General features: G+C 62.5%; 18 protein-coding genes. 3 read left to right on the forward strand and 15 right to left on the reverse strand.

The features are described from left to right. Positions 1–9: 9 nt before the first annotated feature. Together B5D13_RS04025 and B5D13_RS04030 are read right to left on the reverse strand one after the other, a co-directional pair. A complete protein-coding gene (locus B5D13_RS04025) occupies positions 10–465 on the reverse strand; it encodes a PTS sugar transporter subunit IIA (RefSeq protein ID WP_159443986.1) in 456 nt (151 codons plus the stop codon). A 19-nt stretch (positions 466–484) separates the two neighbouring features. Beyond that, the gene (locus B5D13_RS04030; protein WP_078687045.1) at positions 485–1342 is read right to left on the reverse strand and encodes a class II fructose-bisphosphate aldolase; all 858 of its coding nucleotides are present in this window, start codon (positions 1340–1342) and stop codon (positions 485–487) included. A 322-nt stretch (positions 1343–1664) separates the two neighbouring features. On the opposite strand from B5D13_RS04030, the gene B5D13_RS04035 reads away from it, so the two are divergent. Further along, positions 1665–2522 carry a MurR/RpiR family transcriptional regulator gene (locus B5D13_RS04035; RefSeq protein WP_078687046.1) on the forward strand — a complete coding sequence of 286 codons (858 nt, stop codon included), beginning with the start codon at positions 1665–1667 and terminating at the stop codon, positions 2520–2522. A 110-nt stretch (positions 2523–2632) separates the two neighbouring features. On the opposite strand, the gene B5D13_RS04040 is transcribed toward B5D13_RS04035, so the two are convergent. From B5D13_RS04040 to B5D13_RS04090, 10 genes are all read right to left on the reverse strand, one after another. Next, positions 2633–3373: an SIS domain-containing protein gene (locus tag B5D13_RS04040; RefSeq protein WP_078687047.1), complete on the reverse strand. Its 741-nt coding sequence runs from the start codon at positions 3371–3373 to the stop codon at positions 2633–2635. Positions 3374–3468: 95 nt separating this feature from the next. Then, positions 3469–4743, reverse strand: coding sequence for a PTS ascorbate transporter subunit IIC (locus B5D13_RS04045; RefSeq protein ID WP_078687048.1), 1275 nt, complete (start codon positions 4741–4743; stop codon positions 3469–3471). A 52-nt stretch (positions 4744–4795) separates the two neighbouring features. Further along, complete coding sequence (locus B5D13_RS04050) at positions 4796–5083, reverse strand: PTS sugar transporter subunit IIB (protein WP_078687049.1); 288 nt, start codon at positions 5081–5083, stop codon at positions 4796–4798. After that, on the reverse strand, positions 5080–5556 hold the full coding sequence (locus tag B5D13_RS04055) for a PTS sugar transporter subunit IIA (RefSeq protein ID WP_078687050.1): 477 nt from the start codon (positions 5554–5556) through the stop codon (positions 5080–5082). The genes B5D13_RS04050 and B5D13_RS04055 overlap by 4 nt, the downstream gene beginning before the upstream one ends. A 12-nt stretch (positions 5557–5568) precedes the next feature. After that, positions 5569–7269 (reverse strand): BglG family transcription antiterminator, encoded by a 1701-nt coding sequence (locus B5D13_RS04060; RefSeq protein WP_159443987.1) that lies wholly within the window; start codon positions 7267–7269, stop codon positions 5569–5571. A 1112-nt stretch (positions 7270–8381) separates the two neighbouring features. Further along, complete coding sequence (locus B5D13_RS04070; protein ID WP_078687053.1) at positions 8382–8717, reverse strand: nucleotide pyrophosphohydrolase; 336 nt, start codon at positions 8715–8717, stop codon at positions 8382–8384. Positions 8718–8765: 48 nt separating this feature from the next. Further along, entirely contained in the window at positions 8766–10841 is a 2076-nt protein-coding gene (locus B5D13_RS04075; RefSeq protein ID WP_078687054.1) for a DUF2075 domain-containing protein, read from the reverse strand. A gap of 136 nt (positions 10842–10977) precedes the next feature. Further along, the gene (locus B5D13_RS04080; protein ID WP_159443988.1) at positions 10978–12384 is read right to left on the reverse strand and encodes a sensor domain-containing diguanylate cyclase; all 1407 of its coding nucleotides are present in this window, start codon (positions 12382–12384) and stop codon (positions 10978–10980) included. 191 nt (positions 12385–12575) lie between these two features. Continuing rightward, on the reverse strand, positions 12576–13364 hold the full coding sequence (locus tag B5D13_RS04085) for a dimethylarginine dimethylaminohydrolase family protein (RefSeq protein WP_078687056.1): 789 nt from the start codon (positions 13362–13364) through the stop codon (positions 12576–12578). 185 nt (positions 13365–13549) lie between these two features. After that, on the reverse strand, positions 13550–14593 hold the full coding sequence (locus B5D13_RS04090; RefSeq protein WP_078687057.1) for a Gfo/Idh/MocA family protein: 1044 nt from the start codon (positions 14591–14593) through the stop codon (positions 13550–13552). Positions 14594–14784: 191 nt separating this feature from the next. On the opposite strand from B5D13_RS04090, the gene B5D13_RS04095 reads away from it, so the two are divergent. Further along, complete coding sequence (locus B5D13_RS04095; protein WP_078687058.1) at positions 14785–16458, forward strand: HD-GYP domain-containing protein; 1674 nt, start codon at positions 14785–14787, stop codon at positions 16456–16458. Between the two features lie 40 nt (positions 16459–16498). On the opposite strand, the gene B5D13_RS04100 is transcribed toward B5D13_RS04095, so the two are convergent. Continuing rightward, the gene (locus B5D13_RS04100) at positions 16499–17407 is read right to left on the reverse strand and encodes a ketopantoate reductase family protein (RefSeq protein ID WP_078687059.1); all 909 of its coding nucleotides are present in this window, start codon (positions 17405–17407) and stop codon (positions 16499–16501) included. Between the two features lie 365 nt (positions 17408–17772). Between B5D13_RS04100 and B5D13_RS04105 the strand changes: the two genes are divergently transcribed. Then, entirely contained in the window at positions 17773–18933 is a 1161-nt protein-coding gene (locus B5D13_RS04105) for an FprA family A-type flavoprotein (protein ID WP_078687060.1), read from the forward strand. A gap of 192 nt (positions 18934–19125) precedes the next feature. Here the strand turns inward: B5D13_RS04105 and B5D13_RS04110 are convergent, their stop codons facing one another. Then, on the reverse strand, positions 19126–20031 hold the full coding sequence (locus B5D13_RS04110; RefSeq protein WP_078687061.1) for a carbon-nitrogen hydrolase family protein: 906 nt from the start codon (positions 20029–20031) through the stop codon (positions 19126–19128). 234 nt (positions 20032–20265) lie between these two features. After that, complete coding sequence (locus B5D13_RS04115; protein ID WP_078687062.1) at positions 20266–21345, reverse strand: MupG family TIM beta-alpha barrel fold protein; 1080 nt, start codon at positions 21343–21345, stop codon at positions 20266–20268. Positions 21346–21464: the final 119 nt, after the last annotated feature.

Consider the following 21464-nt stretch of genomic DNA (forward strand, 5'->3'; position numbering starts at 1 on the left):
CCTTTCGTGCTATGCGAAGAAGTCGTCGTCCGCAGACGAGCCCTTCCCTTTCTCCGAAGTTGCGTCCGCGCCTGAGCCTGGGACCGGCGCCTCGACGCGCTTGAGCTGGCCCGCCGCCGTCTGGCAGATGCCGTCGACCGTCTGGGGCGTAAGCGCGTCGGGCGTGAGCAGACACTCCAGCACGACCGCGAGGTTGGTCCCGGTCACGTGAGTGACGCCGCTTCTGGCCAGGTCCTCCTGAACGACCCTCTGGAAGACGCTGCCCCCGAGGATGTCGGTGAAGACGATGGCCTCATCGTCGGGGGCGCAGCCTTCCAGGAAGCTCCGCACCTCCTGCGTGTAGTCGCTCTCGTCCAGGTAGGAGTCGACTGCCGTGATGGCGCTGGAGTCACCCGTCAACACGTCGACCGAGCTCTTGATGCCCGATGCCATGCGGCCGTGCGACACGATCAGAAACTTGCGCATTGCTCCTCCCCCCGCAGGCCTACAGGCTGTAGTGGTTGGGATTGAGCAGTTGGAGCTTCTTGGCAACGAAGTCATGGGCATCCTCGCGCATGCAGGAGCCCTGGCTGATGCCGTCGCCGTCGTACACGTCACCCGCCTCCATGTGACGCTGGGTCGAGTGGTAGATGGCACGGAAGTACTCCGTGGCGATGTTGAACTTGCTCATGCCCAAGTTGACGGCCTCCTGCATCTGGTCGTCGGGGATGCCGGAGCAGCCGTGCATGACGAGCGGGATGCTGACCGCGGCACGCAGCTCCTTGATGCGGTCGAAGTCGAGGTTGGGCTCGGTGCAGTACGGGCCGTGTGCGTTGCCTACCGCGACGGCCAGCGACCCGCAGCCCGTGCGCTCGACGAACTCGGCGGCCTGGGCGGGATCGGTGTAGTGGTCGGAGTTGGTGATGTCGTCCACGCTCGAGCCCTCGCCTACGTGCCCGAGCTCCGCCTCGACGTCCACGTCGAAGACCTTGCCTATGTTGACCACGTCGCGCGTCAGGCTGACGTTCTCCTCGTACGGGAGCGACGAGCCGTCGACCATGACCGAGGGGAAGCCGTCACGGATGCCGCCGACGGCGATGTCATAGCCCTTGGAGTGATCGAGGTGCACTGCGACGGGCACGCTCGCCTTGCGCGCATACTGGCAGGCGGCGAAGGCCATCACGTTGACGGGCATGTAGTCCGCAAAGCCCGGGAAGTACTGGACGATGATGGGAAGCCGCTCGCGCTCGGCGGCCTCGATGGCAAAGCGCACGGTCTCCGGGTTGACCGAGTTGATGGCCGGCACGCCATAGTGGTGCTCGGTTGCATGCTGAAGAAGATCCTTAACCTTAACAAGGGGCATTGGTGCAACCTTTCGCTTGGGGCACCCAATAGCTGGATGTCGCGTTCCTCAGGACGCACTCGATACTAAAACGTTTTTCGTATTACGGATTGGTTTTGCAATTTCGTTTCATAGGCGGTAGGTTTTTCTCCATGAGTGGATGGTCGGAATTTCATTCCAATGCATGAACAATAGCATCGTTCCAGTTATTTCACTATATTGACCACTCGTCGAGCGAGACCAAGATGCGTAAACAAATTTCACTGGTACTGCTATATTCGAAATATCAAATTTCAGCTGTCACTCAATCGCGACAGCAACGACCAGGACGGGCGGAGCCAAGATGAAGCAACGGGTCAGCGCCGTAGACGCAATTCTCTCCTCGTACGAGGGACTGTCCGCATCCGAGAAGCGAATCGCGGACTACATCATCAACCATAGGCACGAGGTCTCCTCCCTCAACGCATACGAGATCGCGCTGAAGTCGGACACGTCCCGAGCGACCATGTCTCGCTTCGTGAGGTCGCTGGGCTACGAGAGCTTCGCGCAGCTGCGAATCGCCCTCGCCCACGAGGAGCGAGCCGGAGACGACGGGTTCGAAAACGAGGGCGGCATCAACTCCGACGACATCGCGGGATCGCTCCAATACATCCTCAACGTCAAACTGGAGGAGCTCAAGAGCACCGCCTCGATGCTGGGCAGCAAGCCGCTCGCCAACGCGATAAAGGCGATCAGGTACGCCGACCTAACCATGTTCGCCGCCGTGGGCAACACCATCCCGGCCGCCCAGAACGCGGCCTACAAGCTCTGGCAGGCCGGTTACCGCAGTGCCGCGCCAACGTCGACCGACGGCAGCCTGCAGCTGTCGCTTCAACTCACCAGCAAGGACTGCCTCGTCGTCCTGTCGTCGTCCGGCTACTCCAAGAGGCTCATCCCCGTCCTGGACAACGCCAACGACGCAGGCGCGACAATCGTGGCCATCACGGAGAATACCGAGTCTGACATCGCCAAGCGCGCAGACATAGTCCTTCGCGTCGCAAACCGGGACAAGATGCTGTCTGACCTGCACTTCTCGCAGAGCTCGATCAACTTCGTGATCGAGACGCTCTTTCTGTTCCTGTCCCACGAGTCCGAGGACGTGAGCGAAAAGAACAAGCTGTTCTGGAAGACCGCCGGTCGCGACCGCGAGCCAGAGGCATAGTCTCGGACGCGGACGAGGCTCGCGCAACAATTTTATTCGCAAATAAGACCGAGCGGTGTGCCCGAAACACACCGCTCGGCTTCCTTTGCGCGGCAGCACTCTCCCGACAATCAGAATCGGTAGTGCATCTGTCCCTGATACCGCTCGTGAAGGAGGGCGTTCTTCTCGTCTCCCCCATCAACGTTGGCGCTGTAGAACACGGGTGGAATGTCGAGGCCCCTCCGAACGAGCTCGTTTGCCACCTCGGCGTAGATTGCGTTGAGCATCATCGCGCCCACGACCGTCGACGTCGGACCGGCCTTGACCCCCGCACCCACCACCTCGACGCAGGCGTCGCCACGCTCCCCGTGGTTATCCAGCACGATGTCACACAGCTCGAAGAGCCTCTTGCCCGAGGGATGGCGCGACGTGACCGACTTGGAGTACGCAAGGTTGGTGATGCCCACCACGGTGCAGCCAGCATCCCTGCCCGCAAGCGCAACCTCGATGGTCACGGGGTTCCTGCCAGAGACGGAATGGACTATCAGCACGTCCCCCTCGCCAAGCGGATAGGCCGACGCGATGGCAGCGCCGTACCCAACGCAGCGTTCCATCTTGCTCGTAAGGGTGATCGGCTCGCGGTTGACGAGCACCTCGTCTCCCCACATCGGAGTGATGGGCATGAGGCCGCCAGCGCGATAGAACGACTCCTGCGAGAGAATCCCGGCGTGCGAGGCACCAAAAATGAAGATGCTCTTACCGTCGAGAATTGCGGACGCCATAACGTCAACGCACTCCTCCATCGCAGGGGTCTCCGTGGCCTCAACCTCTTCGATGAGCTCTTTGACGTGCCCTATGTACTCGAAGCGCATGGTCTGGCCTTTCCCTCTCGGGACGCGGAATATCCGCGCCCCGAGTACGTTTCAGCATGGTTTAAATCTGAGAGTCGCTACATGAGCCTGGCGTTTTACAGGAGCCCCGCAATCAGACCCTCCACGATTCCCCAAAGAGAGAAGTCCTGGCCGCCATAGACGAGCATCCAGGTCTGGATCGTGTTGTTGAAGAAGTACGCACCCAGGCCGACGAGGAAGACCATGACGATGCCGTTGACGATGCACGCGATGATCGTCCCTCGCACACCGCCGTATGCGTTCGCGATGATGGCGGCACAGCCGTTCTCGAAGAAGCACGTTGTCACCAGCGGGATGACGACGGTCGGGAACAGGCCCGGGGTAATCAGGATGCAAATGGTCGACGAGATCATAGCGGTGATGAAGCCGATGATCAGGGAGTTGGGACCGTAACCGAAGATCACGGGGCAGTCGAGGGCCGGGATGGCGCCCGGGACGACCTTCTCGGCGATGCCCTTGAATGCGGGGACAATCTCCGCGATGAGCATACGGACGCCCATGAGCATGACCGTCATGCCAACGCCGAAGTAAATCGCATGGGTCACCAGATAGGTGAAGAAGCCCGTGTTGAGCGAGGAGTACTCCCACACCTCGCCAGGGTCAAAGCCGTTTGCGATGAGGATGAAGTAGAGCACGACGTAGACCACCGCAATGGTGATCGAGCCAGTAATCGAAACCTCACGGAGGAAGCCGAGCGACTTCGGAACCTTAAGGTCCTCGCAGCTGTGCTCAGGATCGCCGACGAGCTTCGCGACACCGGCGCTAATAAGCGAGAGCGTGGTCGTGGGGTGTCCGATGGTGAAGTCGTCCTTCCCCGTCACCTTCTTCACGAGTGGGTGCATAAGGTTGGGAGCCACAATCATGTACAAAGCGGTAAACACCGCCGCCAGGCCGATGAGAGTTGCTCCGGAAAGCCCGGCGTTAACGCCTGCCGCAATGAAGACGAAGGGGAACCAGTAGAGCATGTGGCCCGTCAGGAAGACGCTCTTCCACTTGGTAAGGCGTGCGAAGACCAGATTGATGGCAAAGGCCACGAGCATGACGATGCCGATCTCGGTTCCGTACTGCGCACCGATGTCCACCGTCGCCGGAGGCTGAGCGGCCGCAGGAAGCAGCATGGAGAACGCCGTCGATACGCCGTCGATTGCGTTACCCGTGATGAGGCCAGTACCGGTATTCAGAACTACAAAGCCGATTGCCGTCGTAAGCGTTCCACGAACGACCTCCGAAACCGGCTTCTTCTGGAGGATGAGGCCGACCATAGCGATAAGCGCGATGAAGATCATGCCCTGCCCGAAAATCTCGTTGATGACAAAGTTTAGGACCGCCATGTGCAATCTCCTTTCTCAGCTTGCTTGGGACCACGTCGATTCGACCGGGCAGTTACTGGACGGACTCGATGTAGGAGAGAATCTTCTCCCTTACCTCGTCGTTGTCCATAAAGTTGTCGATAATGACCACAGGGACCTCTGCCCTGCCCTCGATGCGATCGCCCAGCTCGCGAGAGATGAAGATCACGTCGCAGGGGTTCGAGAGGCAGGTCCCGACGTCGCCGGTAAAGGTTCGCGCCGAAAGCCCCTCGGCCTTCAGGATGTCATCCACGGCCATGCGAAGCATGAGAGAGGACCCGCAGCCGAATCCGCACACGCACTGAATCCTTGGCTCCTTCATTTGCCATGCACCTCCTCTCCCGAATGGTCTTCGACCGAGCAGCTGTTAATGAACTCGTAGAGTTCATCGGGGTTATCGCAAGCAAGAATCCCGTCCATCGCACCGGGCGACATGAGGAAGCGGGCCATCTTCTGCAGCTCGGCTATGTGCGAGGTCTTATCCACGCACGCCAGGCAGATGACGATACGAACAGGGTCGTTGTCGCAGCCAAACGAGACGCCCCAATCAAGGGTTACGAGCGAGGCCGAAGTCCTCTTGACGGAAGGACTTGGGGCAGAATGCGCAAGCGCCAGACCCGGTGCGATAACGATGTAGGGACCAAGCGTCAAGACACCCTCGATCATCTCGTCGACATAGGCCGGCAGAATGTCGCCCGTCTCCTCGAGCAACCGTCCCGCGCAACGTATCGCATCCTTCCAGTCGTCTGCGGCTACGGACGTCGCAAGGTGGCTACGCTCAATCAGCTCGCTCATCTCTCACTCCCATCAACACAAGGCAAGAATCTCATCCACGTCGACGTCTGACTCCTCAAGCCTTCGTCTGTTCGTCTCCTTGGAGAGGATCTTGGCAATAGATATCAACGCCTTCGACTCGGAGCTCTTGACCCCGATGACGACCACGTCTCTCACCGGCTTGGCGTTCTCGTCGCCAAAGATAACGGGACTCCTAAGGTGCAGAAGAGCCGTGCAGTCCTCGTTGATGCCATCATTGGTTCCTGCATGGACGTATGCCGTTCCCGGCGTCATGACCATGTACGTCCCATACTCCTTGACGGCGCGAACCATCCTCTGGACATACCTCTGCTCAAGCGAGCCCCTCGAGACCAAGGGGCGTGCGGCCTTTCCGATGGCCGCCTCCCAGCCGCTCGAGGAAGAGGCAATCTGGACGTCATCCGCACTGATGAAGTCACCAAGGGTCACGCGCCGGTCACACCCCATACCCATGTGCCTGGCAAGGAAGTTTCTGCACATCTTCGTGTACGTCAGTTGGAACAGCACCGACTTGATCAGGCTGATGTCGCGACTTTGAAGAAGGGGACTCACGCGAATGGTCTGCACGTCTCCCACGATGGAGTCGTTCGTCGAGATGACCAGGTCGACGCCGTTGGCGTCGAGGTACCGCTCCGCCTCGTCATGCGACAGTGGCCCCACGAACTCGCATTCGGGCACGAACTGCCTCATGCGACTGCTCAGGATCGCGCTCGTCGTGGTTCCAAATGAGCAGGCAAGGAGGACCTTAACCTTGCCCTCGATGCCCATGCTTGACTCAAAGATACTCGCAACATACATGGCGATATATGCACACTCGTTCTCGTCGAACTCGATTCCATGCAGCCTTCCATAGGCGTTCATCTGACGATTCGTGAAGTCAAACACCAGCGGAATACACAGCTTGATCTGGTCAAGCATCTTGTTCTCGATGGGAATGTGGTTCTTGATTCGGTACAGCGCCACGTCGAGGTGAGCTCGCAGCCCCCTTGAGATCCTTTCGTAATCCATGGAGCCTGCCCCATGGGCGAGGTTGAGTCTCTCCAGCAGGTAGTCTGCCGCATCCGCCGCAGCAACGCTGCTCGAAATGCGCGTACCAGGGTTGACCTTCTCGGCGCCGAGAAGGGTCCATATCAGGCAAAGCTTGTCCGACATGTCTGCCTCATAGCCAGATAGGGCCGTCACATAGAGCCCGAAGTTCGCGTCGCGCGTGACGTCGAGCACGTCCTGTGGGATGGGCTCGAGGGAAAGGCTGTGACCTTGAACGCAGCGCATGATGCAGAATCCCAGCTGTAACTCAAGCAAGCGAACGTTAGAAAAGTGAACGTCCAGCGTCTCGGAGACCTCGTCGATCAGTTCCCTCGCCTTGGCATCGCAAGATTCGAGGCCACATGCCAGCCTCTCGCAGGCGGCCATGCCAAGGGAACTCGAATTGAGCATCTTTACAAACGCCTGGCGAATGGTTGCCTCCGCAGCCCTGGCAGCCAGTCCCTTGCCCTTCTCACGATCAACCTCAACGTCAAGCTCTCCCAGCAAGCGCTCGACACCAGGGAAGTCACGAATAACCGTCTGGCGACTGGTCCCGCATAGCTCGGCAAGCTGGTCATAGGTACTTGTCCCAAGCAACAGCATGCGTGCCGCAAGGAACGGGACTCTTTGGCCCGAAGCCATCTCGTTCATCTCGGGCGATGAAAGCAAAGCTTTCCTTTGCGCCGCAGTGGCCACGACGCCCAGACCCTGACCGGCGGCTTCGCTCAGCCCAAGTCCGTACCTCGTCAACACGTCCTGAACGGTAGTGAGGTCTCCCCTAATGGTCCGTTCGCTTGTCTCAAAAGACGCGGCGAGCCTCGAGACACTCAAACACTCGCCGTCAAGCAAGCGCCTTACGATTACCGCCTGTCTTTCGTTGAGCACCGTCATTCCAACCGCCTTTCGAAACAGCAACAACGTATGGTCCAGCCACAACGACAGCAATGTTCACGAGCTTCCGCATTTATGCGACAAGTGACTCTTGCCCTGTGAGAGCTCAAGAATTCCGATGCGCAGGGATAATCACGCCTCGGACAACGCGCAGGTTACGAAGCTTTTTCAACTTGACTGGAGTCTTCAACGAAGCGCAAATGTTCGCTTTGGGCGGCACTTTTGAGATGCACATTTCCGCCTACCGGATGCAATGGCACGACAAGTGGCCAAGGGCGGCCGCCAATCAAAAGGTCCAATTGTCGACTTCGAGATTAATGCCCGGCCAGACTAGTATGGCTCTCGCAAATGTGCACCCAAACAATCGCACCACGGCTGGAGGAGAGATGAACTGTCGCGAATGCGGGAATGAACTGCTAGCGGAAGCGTATTCTGCATTCATTGCGATGCGTCAGTATCGCAACCACATCAAGAGCACGAGTCGCAAGACGAAGAAGCAGAAGAGTCCTCTCCCACCGCCCAGATACACGATTGATCTCACCCCATCGCAGCAGAGCGCCCTCAAAAAGGTCGCAAGCTATCTCGGATAAACGGCTTTCTCGTATTCCTGATTAATCAAACAGCTCTCATTCGAAGGCTTTTCGAAAGAGGATGAGACGTTTGCGGCAGACCACTGCGGAACAGACTGGAACGAGCAAGCGAGAAAGAAAGCACAACACTACCACGTTGTTCTCGCACAGCGAACTCGTCAAGCAGTTTGAGTTCGAGGCTTCTCTCACGACCAAGTCGGACAGGCAGTAAGCTACGTCGGACTCTAGTAAACGATACGGATGGCTTGAGGGTCCCACGACCATCTGGCAGTGGGGCCCTCGTTTCACACACGGAATTCCCTACAGCTCCGTGTACTTCTTGGAGCTGCCGCGAGCCTTGTCCACGGGATACTTGCGAGCGTTCTTCTGAATCTTGTCATGCATCAGCTGCACGGGGTCCATGCCCAAGCGGTCCGCCAGCAGCAGGCAGTAGATCATCACGTCGGCAAGCTCTTCTCCGATGGATGCCTCCTTGTCCTTGCACTCGAGGTCGGTGCCCGACCACTGGAAGGTCTCCAGGAGCTCCGACGCCTCGAGGCTCACCGATATGGCAAGGTCCTTGGGGTTGTGGAACTGTCGCCAATCCCTATCGTCTCGAAAGGCCGCCACTTCGGCCTGGACGTCCTCAAATCTCATCGTTCGCTGTCCTTCCGTGGAGAGAACTGCGCGCATTTCGCAGCACCGCTACGTCTCCGTCAAGGCGGCCCTTGTGCCCTCCGTCGCCATCTTCTTCAGGTGATTTCGCAGTCCCTCGTCAACCGCGAAGATATACAGGCCGTGGACGCCTCGCTTCAGAAGCACGTTGAGCTCGTTTCTGAGGTTTTCCTCGGGACGGTCGCTGCCATCAATGGCCTTACTGTTCTTGCTCTTGTTCTTGTTGAAGACCACCTTGCCGTCGCGATACTCGACAGACGGGCCGACGATCACGCCAGCAAAGTTCAGGTCGAAGCCCTGGATGGTATAGGTCGACCCGCACTCCCCCAGCGTGTGGTCCTGCTCGGCCCAAGACTTTCCGCGAACGTCCTCTCCCGGTTCGTGCTTCAGCTGATAGTTCCATGGCATACTGAAGAGCCTGCCCTGGGCGCGCAGCTCCTCCCTGCGCTCATCGAGCAAGGGATCCTCGTCAGCAGAGACCCAGCCGACACCCTCCTGGACGATCTCGACGTTCCACGTCTCGCCCTCGGCCGGGGCCTTCCCGTCCTTGTACTCCCAGTCATATGTCGCCAGCACGCGGGAAAGCCCGTGATCCGTGTCGTCCACCATACGACCAGAGGAGTCAAACGTTATTGCCTTGTCCTCGACAGCTCGCTGGAGCTCGAAGGGCGAGTCGAACACCTTGATTTCGTAAGGCTGGTGCCCGTCCGCAGGAGAATCCTTCGGGATGGGCCCGATGCCCCGCCCCGCCGCAAAGTCGTCAATCCACGCGACGATCTCCTCGCACGCGTCGATTCGGTATTGCTGCTCAAGCATGATGTTGGTGACCCGGCAGCCTGCAGGCCCAATTTGCACCGTGCGCTTGAGTCCGACCGTCTTTCCCCCGTCAAAGCGCTCTTTGGGAAAGAGAAGGTCGCGCATCTCCCGCCCGATCTCCTGCTCCTTCCTGAGCACCTGGTTGGGATCATAGACCGCAACGACTACCCGGGCACGACGCATCACGTCGATCAGCATGTTCCTCGACCCGCGGTAACTCTGGTTTCCAGCTGTCAGCAGCAGGTGTGCCTCGTCGATGAGCGCAACGTCCACGGGATCCGCGGGAAAGTCCTGCCTGTCGAGCCCCTTGCCATGGCCCGGCTCGGAATGCTTGTTGATGAATTCGGTGGGCTTCATGACCACCACGCCGCTCTTGCCCTGCAGGCCGAGCCTAAGCATGATCGAGTTGTAGACGGTCACCTGCTCGTTGTGGTTGACAAGCAGGACCGCGGAGCCCTTCTCACGCGCAGACGACTCGTCTTCCTCATAGTCACGAGCACCAAGCTCGGCAAACTCGTTCTGGAGCCGATAGAAGAGGTGACTCAAAAGGACGGTCTTGCCCGTTCCCGCGACCCCCTCGACCAGAATGAGCGCCCCGCCGGGCTGGGCGTCCGACCCAAGCGCAGCCTTGACCTGCTCCAGGATGGTCCCCTCGGCCTCGCGCTGCTCTGGCCCCAGGCAGTGGAACGGCGACGCCTTGAAGATCGCCGAGTCGCGAATGATCGACTCCGCAGGGAACAGCTCTGGGTCGTCCCCGTTCAGCTTACGCCAAATCTGGGACGTGAGCCTGGGCAGCTCCTTGCGAGTGTAGTAGTCATCCTGCGGGTTGCCACGAGAGTTGACCAGGCTGACCCGCTGGGCCCCGGAGGCCAGGATGTAGCTCATGAAGGTGTTCTCGAGGTCGAGCGTGAGCGACTTGTTGAAGTGGCTGTGGGCGATGACGTACATGGACGCATCGTCCGCATGGTTGATGACCCGCCACTTCCGACGGTTGCTCTCGGTCTTGTAGCTAGTCTCGTCCGAATAGTGCTCGACGGTGCGCCGCTCGATGGAGTTGGTCTCGCCAACGTAGACAACGAGTTCCTCGGCCTGGCTCCCATGGCCACCACGACCTCGCACGGCGTCCTTAGCGCGAATGATGTAGACGGTCGGGTACCGCTTGAGGTGGCGGCGGTCGCGACCATCAAGCTCGTGGCCCGCCACGTCCTCGCTCACCTCGTCGACCAGCTGGCCGACGACTCCCTCGTCATTTCGGTAGGCGACCTTGATAACAACCGGCGTCTCGGCCACGCGCGTCTCAACTCCCCTGCTCGGACAAATGGTCTCAGCTCGTGCGCCCCGCCCGCCGACCCCCTCGCCGGCACACGAACTCAATCGTATACGTTACCGCCTATGGGACAAGAGGTGCAGCGGTGCCGACAGTCACCTAGCCGTCAAGTTCCGGGTTATAGACGCAGCACTGCTCGGGCGAGCGCTTTGCGCGATAGAGCGCGCGGTCCGCGCAGGAAAGCAGGTCGCGGTCGTAGCCATGCTCGCCAAACGCCACGCCGGCGCTGACGGAAACCACAGGGATGCCGTTATCGCGGATGCTCAGGAGCTGATTGATTGCGTCGACGCGCCTCAGGAGCTTACCTTGAAAGGAGGACGGGCAGTCGCGAAGTATGACGGCGAACTCGTCGCCGCCCAAGCGGATCACCTTGTCGCCCGAGCGCATGCTCGACACGAGGGCACGGGCGACCGCACGCAGGACGTCGTCCCCCACGCCATGGCCGAAGCGGTCGTTTATTCCCTTGAATTTGTCGACGTCGAGCAGCACGACCGCAAGCGGGTCGGAGCAGGAGCGTAGCTCAACCATCAGCGAATCGAGCGCAGAGCGGTTGAGCAGGCCCGTGAGGGCGTCGTGCTCGGCCCTATACGAGGCGAGCTCCAGGCTTCGCTTCGCCTCGTCGATGTCCTCGATCGAGAAGAGCACCTTTGCCGGCAGCCCCCGCTCGTCGCGCTCGACGACGATGACGCGCGCCATGACCCAGCCGACCTCGCCCGTCAGGTACTGCATGGAAACATCGTCCCTGTCGCACAGCGTCCGACGTAGGTTGTCGATGTCCAAAAAGGCATGCACCTGCTTGAGGTACATGGGATCGACCGTCCCGTCGATGGCAAGGGGAATCTCGGACAGAGGCCCGACGCGAGACTTGGCGCGCCACGAATGAAGGCCGTTCTCCACCTCGTGGTAGAGGCCAGCCTCGAAATCCCAGAGGTACATGCCCACGTAAACGGACCTGAGGGCCGCGACCATCCGCTGCTCGAGTCCCTCGCGCCTATCTATGTGGTTCGCAACGTAGAGCGCGACCGTCCGGAGCACAACGTAGTCACCATCCAGCAAGGAGGGATTGTCGACGGTCAGGTAGCCCGCCAGGCGCTTACCCGTCCAGAGCGGCGCGATCAGGAGACTCTCGAGGCCCCAGACCTCCAGCAGGCGGCACTTCTGGGGAGACTCCTTGCCAGAGTGGCACGCCCCCCTGCTGATGAGCGAGACGCAGTCGTCGGCCATGGTCTCGGACCAGGCCGAGAAGTCCACCGCTCGCATGCCGTCAAGCTCGTCGAGCTGGCTGGGGACGCCCTCTCGGCACCACTCGCACGCGTCCTCCACAGAACCGCTTGCACGATCGAACTCGAAAACGTATGCGCGGTCACCGCCGTAGTGCTCGCCCAGAGCGGCCAGAATCTCTTGAATGGCATCGTCGGTATCGAATCCGTGGCTCAGCGCATCCAGGCAGCGCTGCAGCGAGTCTTTGATCCGCGAGTCGCTGGACTTGGCAGAAACGTCTTCCATACAGCCTCCCTGTAAAGAGTCGGCCGACCTCATACAGAAGGATATCCCCCGCCCGTCCTCAGCTGCACCGAGGCCCGGGCGCCAATCCATCGAGCGCAACAACACATCCGCCTGCGGCCATCGCACGTGGCCGCCATCCGGCTGCGGCTGCTCCGCCGGATGCCGCGAGCAAGCGCGGGCGAGGCGCTTCTCTACCAGCGAAGTGACAGGCAGGTGATGCTGCCGTCAATCTTGCGGTACTCGCTCATGTCAACGGTGGCGACGTCGTAGCCCCACTCCTCGAGCTGCGCCTGCACGCGCGGGTAGCCGGCGGCCATGATGACCTTGTCGTTGATGCGGACGCAGTCTGCGCCGTAGGCCTCCTCGTCGGGAACCTCGAAGACGTTCCTGAACTGGCCGCGGCGGTACGCCGGCGCGGCCTTGAACTCGCCGGAGACCAGCAGGTTGCCGTCCTCGACGTAGGTGCCGCCGGTCTTGAGGTGCAGGATGTGCTCGACGGGTACCTGCTCGGCGGTGTAGCCCCACTCAGCCAGGAAGCCGGCGAACTGGCGGAAGCCCTCGTCGTTGGTGCGCGACGAGCGCCCCACGTAGTAGTGGTCGTCCACCATCATGACGTCGCCACCCTCGAGCGTGGCCGGCGCGCTCAGCCGCTTGATCTGGTCGGGCGAGAAGAATTCCCTCAGCGTCGGCAGCATGAGCTCCGCCTCCGCGCGGCGGCTGTCGGTCGCAGGAATGTCCACCACGACGCCCTTGGGCGTGATGACGCAGGTGTCCTCGACGAAGACGCTGTCCGGATAGCCCTCGAGCGCGGGGAGCACCGTCACCTCGACGCCCGCGCCCTCTAGGGCCGCAACGTAGTCGTCGTGCTGCTCGAGCGCCAGCTCGTAGTCAGGCTTGCCCAGCTGGGGGTTGGTGGTGATGCCCTCTATCAGACGCCTGCACGGGCGGCGGACGATCGCGTGCGAGAAGTTGCTGGCCATGGGTCTTCCTTCCTCTGCCATGCCTGCCGAGGAGCCCGTCCCCGGCGTCGGTTTGATGTGCGAAGCATACGACTCGCCCGGCGCCAGGCCCGCCGCGCAGGCGCGGGAGTTACGAATTCGATACGCAGCACCATCCGTCCGGCGGACGTCACGTCGCCGCGTACGGCATCGCCCGCAGCAAAGCGCTATCGGGCACGGGGAAAGCCCGCACGCACGGCATCCAGGATCTGGGCGCAGCGCACGGACGCACCGTGCGGCATGACCGGCGACTCGGCAGTGCCCGTGCGCACCATCCGGTTGAAGTGCTCGAGCTCGCCGAAGAAGTCGTCCACCACGTAGGGCGCGTCGATGCGCCGTGGCTCCTCCCCCGCGACCAGGACCGTGGCGGCCTGGGGGCGGTGCAGGTCCTCCACCACGATGCGGCCGCGCTCTCCCACGATCTCGCAGCGGCGCGGCTTGGCCCTGTCCATGGCGCACTCGAGCAACGCGGGAACGCCACCCAGCTTGAGTCGAGCGCCCACGTAGGCGTCGACGGTCGCGCCGCCATCGTCGCAGCCCCGGGCGGGAACGGTGGCGACGTCGACGGACTCGAGCGCGATCGCTCCGGGAAGAAGTGCCTCCAGCCACGAGGCGCAGTATATCCCGCAGTCCAGAAGCGTCCCTCCCTGCACGGAATCGAAGATGTAGCTGCTATTTGAGTCGCGGAAGTGCTGCAGCGCGTCGTTGCACAGGCTCGCCTCGACCGAGCGCACCCTGCCGACGACGCCGACCGAGACCTCCCGCATGACCTCTCGCGCCGCGGGAGTGAAGCGCGCCTTCATGGCCTCCATGAAGGGCACCCCGGCCTCGCGCGCGGCGGCCGTGATACGCCGGGCGTCCTCGGAGCTCAGGGCCAGGGGCTTCTCGCACAGCACGGGCTTTCCGGCAGAGAGGGCCCTCAGGCACCACTCAAGGTGCATGCCGTGGGGAAGCGCAAGGTAGACCGCATCGACCCTGGAGTCGGCCAGCAGCTCGTCGTGGCTTCCGTAGCCACGGGCGCCCGCAGCCCCAACCTGGTCCAAGAGCACGTCGGCCCGCTCCTTGGTCCGACGGCTCGCGGCCACCAGGACGCTGTCCTCGGACGCCGCGACGCTCGCGGCAAAGCGACGGGCGATCCCGCCCGCGCCCAGGATGCCCCAGCGAACCGGCGCGAGGCACCTCCCCCTTGGCATTTCCTGCGTCTTTGGCATGGCCGCCCCCTTCTGTCAGGCCACCCGTGCGAACAAGTCTCTCTGTCGCATGGTACCCCAGGGCGTTCGGCAGAAAAACCTGCTACGGAAACGCGATAGTCAGACTATCATTATTTGGCCGATTACGGTAACATTTTTACGAACGGGGTCTTTTGTCAAACCCCTCAAGGCGGGAGTCGGGTAAGACAGAAATGGACACGCTCAAGCGCTATTGGCGCGACCTACATGAGTCAATCTACGTCGGCGTCGCCGAGCGGGTCATCTGCAACGTCACGGCCGTCGTCGCAGTCGTGATCACCCTGTTCGCCCTCGTGTCGGTCATCCTCAACGTCGTCACAGGCAGACGCGAGATGATGCTCAGCGGTGTGATCTTCACCTTCTGCGGGGCCATAGCGACCTGGCTGAGCGCCATCAAGAGGAGCCGCTTCGCCGCATCCTTGCTCATCCTGGTCACTTGCGCCCTCGGATTCACCTACTACGCCATCCAAGGCTCCAACAACGGATTCGCCATTCTCTGGGTCATGCTGCTTCCCCTGGGAACCATGTACTTCTGCGACGTCATCGTGGGAGTCTACGCGTCGCTCCTGTTCGAGCTCCTGTTCGTCGTCCTGTTCTGGTCGCCACTCAGCGCGTACGTGTCCTCCAACTACACGACGACCTTCGTCACGCACTTCCCGATCCTGTTCCTGCTCAACGTGATCATGAGCGCCTGCGCCATGATCGAGTACCACCTGAGCGCCCTGGGCCGCCTGCGCATCGCCAACGGCCTGCACGACGAGGTGGAGCGCCTGACCCGCAAGGACCGCGAGCGCCTGCGGCAGATGGAGCTCATGAGCGAGGAAGCTGTCCAGACGCTGGCGACCGTGGTCGATGCCAAGGACCGCTACACGCAGGGCCACTCCCACCGCGTCGCGGAATACTCGGTGCTTCTCGCCCGCGAGCTGGGCCTTCCCGAAGACGAGGTCAATGTGCTGCGCCTCGAGGCGCTCCTGCACGACGTGGGCAAAATCGGCATCCCCGACACCATCCTCAACAAGCCCGGCAGCCTGACCGAGATCGAGTACGGCATCATCCAGTCCCACACCGAGCAGGGCGCCGACATCCTGTCGCACGCCAGCACCATCCCAGGAGCCAAAGACGTCGCTCTGAGCCACCACGAGCGCTACGACGGGAAGGGCTACCCCCATCGCCTTAGCGGAGAAGAGATTCCGCCGCACGCCCGGCTCGTCTGCGTGTGCGACGCCTACGACGCCATGCGCTCGGACCGCATCTACCGAGACGCCATCCCCATCAAGACGGTGCGCGAGCGCATGGTCGAGGGCCGCGGCGCGCAGTTCGACCCCACCTACCTGGACGCCTTCATCCGGCTCCTGGACGGCGGCGCGCTTGCGGCCGTCGAGTCGAAGCAGGTCGTGGAATCACCCCTCTACAGCGACGAGAGCCCGGACTCGCTCAGGATGGTCGACGAGTTCCTCTCGCACGTGGTCGCCACCGACAAGCGCAACGCCTACAGCATCTCGCGCGACGAGTTTGCCGAGCTCTGCGCCTGCATGCGCACCATCAGCAGGTGCCAGGGGCGCGAGCTGACGCCCATCATGGTGAGCCTGAGGCCGCGCGAGGGAGCCAGCGTGAACATCAATCGCGAGAAGAACGCGGTCAACGCGATGGAGCTCGCCATCCGCAAGACGGCGGACACCGAGGTCATCTGTGCTACCTGCTCGCAGACCCAGACCATCGCCCTCTTCCCCAGGACCGAGGGGCAAGGCGACGTGAAGGTCCTCATGGAGCATGTCTTCTCGAACTTCTACAAGATCTTCGACGGCAGCGAGTTCGAGCTCGACTACGAGGTCTTCGAGGCGGAGTAGCGCACGGGCAGGCCCCTGCCAGCGGACGGCCAGTAGCGCCCTAGTAGGCAGCCTCTATCTGACGCATGCGCTCCAACAGCCAGCGGTTGGCGGGCACCAGGATGCCATGGCGCTCGGCGCGGCGAATCACCTCTCCGGCAAACTCGTCCACCTCGCTGGGCACGCGGTTGATGCGGTCCTGTCCCATCGAGGGCGTCGATCCCTGGTCAAGCCCGAGCTCAAGCTCGATGGACACGTTTATGACGTGGTCGTCCAGCTCCACGCCCTCGGCGCGGGCGAGCGCGACGACCTCACGCATGGCGGCGACGAGCATGCGGAAGGGCTCTGCCGCCTGGTCTCCCAGGATGCCTCCGTAGGGAAGGCCATATGCGGCACAGCATTGGTTGATGCCCACGTTGAGCACGAACTTCTCCCACATGGTGCGCCTGATGTCGTTCTCCGCCACAAGCGGGATTCCAGCACGGCCCATGAGCTCGCGCGCACGCTCGAACGTGGCGGCCGGGGTCCGCTCGAAGCGGCCTACGTGCAGGGCGCCGGGCTTGGTGTAGCTCAGGTCGCAGCCATAGCGCGCGGCGTCCATCCCCCTCGCCACGCAGGGGACGACGCGCTCCCAGCCAAAGCGCCCGGCGATGACCTCCTCGCTGCGCACTCCGTTGAGGACCGACACGATGGGCGTGTCGTCGCGAAGGAGCGGGCCCATCAGGTCGAGCGCCGCGGAGAGCCCGGTCGCCTTCGTCGCGACGATGACGAGGTCGGCCTTGCCCGCCCGCTCGGGAGTGGCGTCGGCAAAGTCTCGCGGCTGCCCGTTGACGGTATAGGCGTCCTTTGCGTGGCGCGCCAGGCGGGCCGCGTCCATAACGAACACCACGGCGTCCCGCCCGAGCTCCGAGCAGACCGCGTCCGCATACAGAAGGCCCAGTGCCCCCTTGCCGACGATTGCGATGCGCATGCTGGACTCCCCCCGCGGCGCAAGCGCGCCGCCCTCGACTCATCGGCACAAGCCTACGCCACGTACCGCGACTGACGCCAGAGTGCACGCCCAAGCGTTGCCAAGGCGAAATCTGCCTGCCAGACGCAGGCCGTCAGCCGCACGCAAGCCGTGTACCAGCGCGAGCGGAACGCCCGGACCAGAGGCCTCGCCGCACAGCCGTCTGTCGCAAAGCTGACGGATAGAGAAAACCGTGAGTTCGCGAGTAGTACCCTTAAGGGCACGGGCTCACGGGAGGGCAGCCCAAGCCCCTCTCGCACGTCCAAGCAACAGCCTCGCGCGCAGCCGCGCGCGACACAACCCATTCGGACGAGAGGGGCTCTACCATGCAGATTGCAGACGGCATTCACTACATTGGCGTAAACGACCACGACATCGACCTGTTCGAGGGGCAGTTCGTCGTGCCCGACGGCATGGCATACAACTCGTATGCCATCGTCGACCAGAAGATCGCCGTTATGGACAGCGTCGACCAGCACTTCGGTCAGGAGTGGATCCAGAATCTTGAGGCGGCGCTCGACGGCCGCGAGCCGGACTACCTCATCGTCCAGCACATGGAGCCTGACCACAGCGCGAACGTCTCGCTGTTCATGGAGCGCTACCCCCAGGCAACGGTCGTCGCGAGCGTCAGCGCCTTCAACATGATGGCCAACTACTTCGGCACCAAGTACGAGGGCCGCAACATGGTCATCAAGGAGGGCAGCACGCTCAGCCTGGGCACGCACGAGCTCAGCTTCGTAGCGGCGCCCCTGGTCCACTGGCCCGAGGTCATGTTCACCTACGACGCGACGGCGAAGGTGCTCTTCTCGGCCGACGCCTTCGGCAAGTTCGGCGCGCTCGACGTGGAGCAGGACTGGGACTGCGAGGCCAGGCGCTACTACTTCGGCATCGTCGGCAAGTTTGGCAAGAACGTCCAGGCGGTGCTCAAGAAGGTGGCGGCCCTGGACATCCAGACCATCTGCCCGCTGCACGGTCCCGTGCTCTCGGGCGACCTCACGCACTACCTGAGCCAGTACGACACCTGGTCCAGCTACGGCGTCGAGACGCCGGGCGTCGTAATCGCCTACACGAGCGTCTACGGGCACACCAGGCAGACGGTCGAGGAGCTCGCCGCAGCGCTCAGCAAGAAGGGCGCGCAGCGCGTGGTCGTGACCGACCTCGCCCGCGACGACCAGGCCGAGGCCCTGGAGGACGCCTTCCGTCACAGCGTGCTGGTGCTTGCGACCACCACCTACAACGGCGGCTTCTTCCCCACCATGCACGAGTTCGTGAGCCACCTTGTGGACCACAACTTCCAGAGGCGCACCGTCGCCTTCGTCCAGAACGGCTCGTGGATGCCGGCCGCCGCGAAGGGCATGCGCGCCCTGTTGGAGCAGTGCGCCGGTATCGACTTCGCTCAGAACGTCGTGACCGTCAAGGGCTCCCTCGACGACGAGTCGCGCGCGCAGATCGACGCCCTCGCCGACGAGCTGGTTGCCAAGATCTAGCCACCCCGGACCCGGACGCGGCCGAATGGCAGGCAAGGGGCGCCAGCATGCGGGCCGATGGAGGCGCGACCCGACCAAACGCAAGAATAAAGAGGACGGCGCGGCAGTCCCGGATGGGAGCGCCACGCCGTCCTCCCCCGCTGAGGGATGCGGGTTATCCTAGAGGCAAGCTGGGGGCGAGAAGGGGTTCGCTTACTTGCCGTAGGACTCGTCTGAGCAGATCTCCTCGAACCACTTCTTGTAGAGATCCGGTCGCCAGTCGGTTCCACCGACGGAGGGGTTGTGCTTGTAGAGGAACCTCGTCGCGAGCGAGAGGTCGATTGTGGCGGTGTACATGGCCTCCTCGTCGGAGCCGGGCGCGACGAACGGGCCACCCGCGTAGTAGTGATAGTCCCAGGTGCCCTTGCCCGGGCCGAGGACGGAGCTTCCGCCCCAGAACCAGTTGTCCTTGTCGAGGCCGGCCAGGTTCGCGCTCGCGATGAAGATGCCCTCGCGGATGACCTGCGCGTGGATGGTGTCGTCCATCAGGTGCTCGCCGTGGGCGTGGCACACGGCCGTGGGGTTGAGGTAGAGCCTGCAGCCCTTGGCGACATAGTAGTCCATCAGCTCTGGGAAGCAGTAGGTGTCGTAGCAGATGGCGATGCCCACCGGACCCCACGGGGTGTCCAGGATGAAGGGCTTGTCGCCGCGCGTCGCCCAGTTGGGCTCGGGAGCCGGCAGGTGAATCTTATGGTAGGAGCCCACGAGGCCCTCGGGCGAGAAGACCGCGAGGCCGTTGTAGACGACGTCGGACTTCTCATCGTCGCGGATGGGCATGCCGAAGACCACGTAGAGGCCGAGCTCCTTGGCCTTTGCGGCGACGATCTCGCTGGTGGGGCCAGGCACGGTCTCGGCGAGCTTGTGCTGCATCTTCTCCGCGACGGGAACGTCGGGCTCGTCATCGTAGCTGGTCAGGGCCATCTCGGGAAGGAGCAGGAGGTCAGAGCCCTTCTTGGCAGCAGCCTCCATGTAGCCCAGGATGCGGTTGAGGTTGCGCTCCTTGTCGCCCCATTCGGCGTGGAACGCAACGGTCGATATGGTGATGATGTCCTTGTACATAACTACCCCTTCCGTCGTACGTCAGAACGTGACTACAGGTATAGGGGTCTGGCATTGCGCGAGGGTTAGGCCACCGTTTCGCCAAGCTCGCAGCGTCGTAAAGCGCATCTCTCGCCTGCGTTGCGGCCAATCGACGCAAACGTTACAAAAAAGGGAGGCCCGACCGTTCGAGGTCGGACCTCCCAAAGGCCACGCAGCGCAAGGCAAGCGAGGCGAGAGAGGGGGTGCGAGGCGCTAGGACTCGCGGCAAAGCCTGAAGCCAGCGCCGTCGCGCACGAACTGAAGCAGGGGCACGTGCTCCTTGGCGACGCGACCCGCGACCACGTCGCGCGGGTCGAGCGGAAATGGCTTGCGCGCGATGGAGACCTCGCCCGCATAGCGCCCGTAGGCCCTGGAGCTCACAATGACGTCACCGGCCTCGCACTCGCGCGCATGGACCCCCGAGGCCTCCCATGCGCGGCGTGCGGGAGGCGTGGGCACATCGTCCCAGAGCCTCGACTCCTGCGAGCGCACGATCCACGGAGACGAGTCGGGGCGGTCGTGCTGCACGCGCCCGTACAGGTAGCCGAAGTCGTCCTCGAGCTCGGCCGCGAGGTCGATGCAGCCGCCGGCAAGCTGGCGCATACGCTCCCACATGGCGTCAGACGCGTCGGGGTCTCCCACCAGCACCACGTCGCTCTGGGCCGAGAAGAGCTCCAGCATGTCGCGGAAGAGCGCCTCTCCCCTGTCGCCGCGATGCGCCTCGACGGTTGGCAGCCCCTCCTCCAGAGGACCGCGCAGCTGGGCGTCGCCCGGCACGAAGGACATAACCGTGAATCCGAGTGCCTTGAGGCGGGCGTTGGTGCGGCTGACGTCCTCGAGCGCAAGGCCGGTCAGGCGCTTGGGATAGAAGTTGTGGCAGGCGGCAAAGCGGGTAAAGTCCGCTCCGGCCTCGCGCCAGTCGCGAATGTCCTTCCCGCTGATGGTCGACGCGTTGAACACCACGTGGAACTGGTGCGAGAGCTCGACGGTCTGTCTTGCGTCGAAGCCGAAGTCCAGACGGACGTACTCGATGCCCAGCTCGTGCAGCTCGTCGAAGTCCGCGCAGCCCAGCTTCTGGAGCGTCACGGGCGAGACGTCGGCAATCAGCGCGATGCCGGCCTCCCTGCACAGGGCGATCATGCGGAGCGCCTCCGTGCGGTAGTCGACTCCGGTCTCCTCGGGAATGTGGAGAGAGGTGAACGCGAAGCGCACCCCGGCCTTGGCGGCCTTGGCGACCACACGCGCGTTCGCTTCATATCCATTGGAGAAGTACAGGGAGATTCCCGTGTTCATGCTGCCTCCTGAGGCTCAATCAAATGAGGCCCCGACGCGGGGGATGCGACGGGGCCACGGGTCTAACTGTGCACTATGGCACAACGGGGAAACAGGGATGCATCTGCCGCCCGAGCGGC

It is taken from the genome of Olsenella sp. KH1P3 (assembly GCF_900167315.1).
In the GTDB taxonomy this organism is placed as follows: domain Bacteria; phylum Actinomycetota; class Coriobacteriia; order Coriobacteriales; family Atopobiaceae; genus Olsenella_J; species Olsenella_J umbonata_A.

Coding starts and splice junctions, on each gene's coding strand:
- B5D13_RS04025 (WP_159443986.1), bottom strand. CDS start 465: ATGCGCAAGTTTCTGATCGTGTCGCACGGCCGCATGGCATCGGGCATC.
- B5D13_RS04030 (WP_078687045.1), bottom strand. CDS start 1,342: ATGCCCCTTGTTAAGGTTAAGGATCTTCTTCAGCATGCAACCGAGCAC.
- B5D13_RS04035 (WP_078687046.1), top strand. CDS start 1,665: ATGAAGCAACGGGTCAGCGCCGTAGACGCAATTCTCTCCTCGTACGAG.
- B5D13_RS04040 (WP_078687047.1), bottom strand. CDS start 3,373: ATGCGCTTCGAGTACATAGGGCACGTCAAAGAGCTCATCGAAGAGGTT.
- B5D13_RS04045 (WP_078687048.1), bottom strand. CDS start 4,743: ATGGCGGTCCTAAACTTTGTCATCAACGAGATTTTCGGGCAGGGCATG.
- B5D13_RS04050 (WP_078687049.1), bottom strand. CDS start 5,083: ATGAAGGAGCCAAGGATTCAGTGCGTGTGCGGATTCGGCTGCGGGTCC.
- B5D13_RS04055 (WP_078687050.1), bottom strand. CDS start 5,556: ATGAGCGAGCTGATTGAGCGTAGCCACCTTGCGACGTCCGTAGCCGCA.
- B5D13_RS04070 (WP_078687053.1), bottom strand. CDS start 8,717: ATGAGATTTGAGGACGTCCAGGCCGAAGTGGCGGCCTTTCGAGACGAT.
- B5D13_RS04080 (WP_159443988.1), bottom strand. CDS start 12,384: ATGGAAGACGTTTCTGCCAAGTCCAGCGACTCGCGGATCAAAGACTCG.
- B5D13_RS04085 (WP_078687056.1), bottom strand. CDS start 13,364: ATGGCCAGCAACTTCTCGCACGCGATCGTCCGCCGCCCGTGCAGGCGT.
- B5D13_RS04090 (WP_078687057.1), bottom strand. CDS start 14,593: ATGCCAAAGACGCAGGAAATGCCAAGGGGGAGGTGCCTCGCGCCGGTT.
- B5D13_RS04095 (WP_078687058.1), top strand. CDS start 14,785: ATGGACACGCTCAAGCGCTATTGGCGCGACCTACATGAGTCAATCTAC.
- B5D13_RS04100 (WP_078687059.1), bottom strand. CDS start 17,407: ATGCGCATCGCAATCGTCGGCAAGGGGGCACTGGGCCTTCTGTATGCG.
- B5D13_RS04105 (WP_078687060.1), top strand. CDS start 17,773: ATGCAGATTGCAGACGGCATTCACTACATTGGCGTAAACGACCACGAC.
- B5D13_RS04110 (WP_078687061.1), bottom strand. CDS start 20,031: ATGTACAAGGACATCATCACCATATCGACCGTTGCGTTCCACGCCGAA.
- B5D13_RS04115 (WP_078687062.1), bottom strand. CDS start 21,345: ATGAACACGGGAATCTCCCTGTACTTCTCCAATGGATATGAAGCGAAC.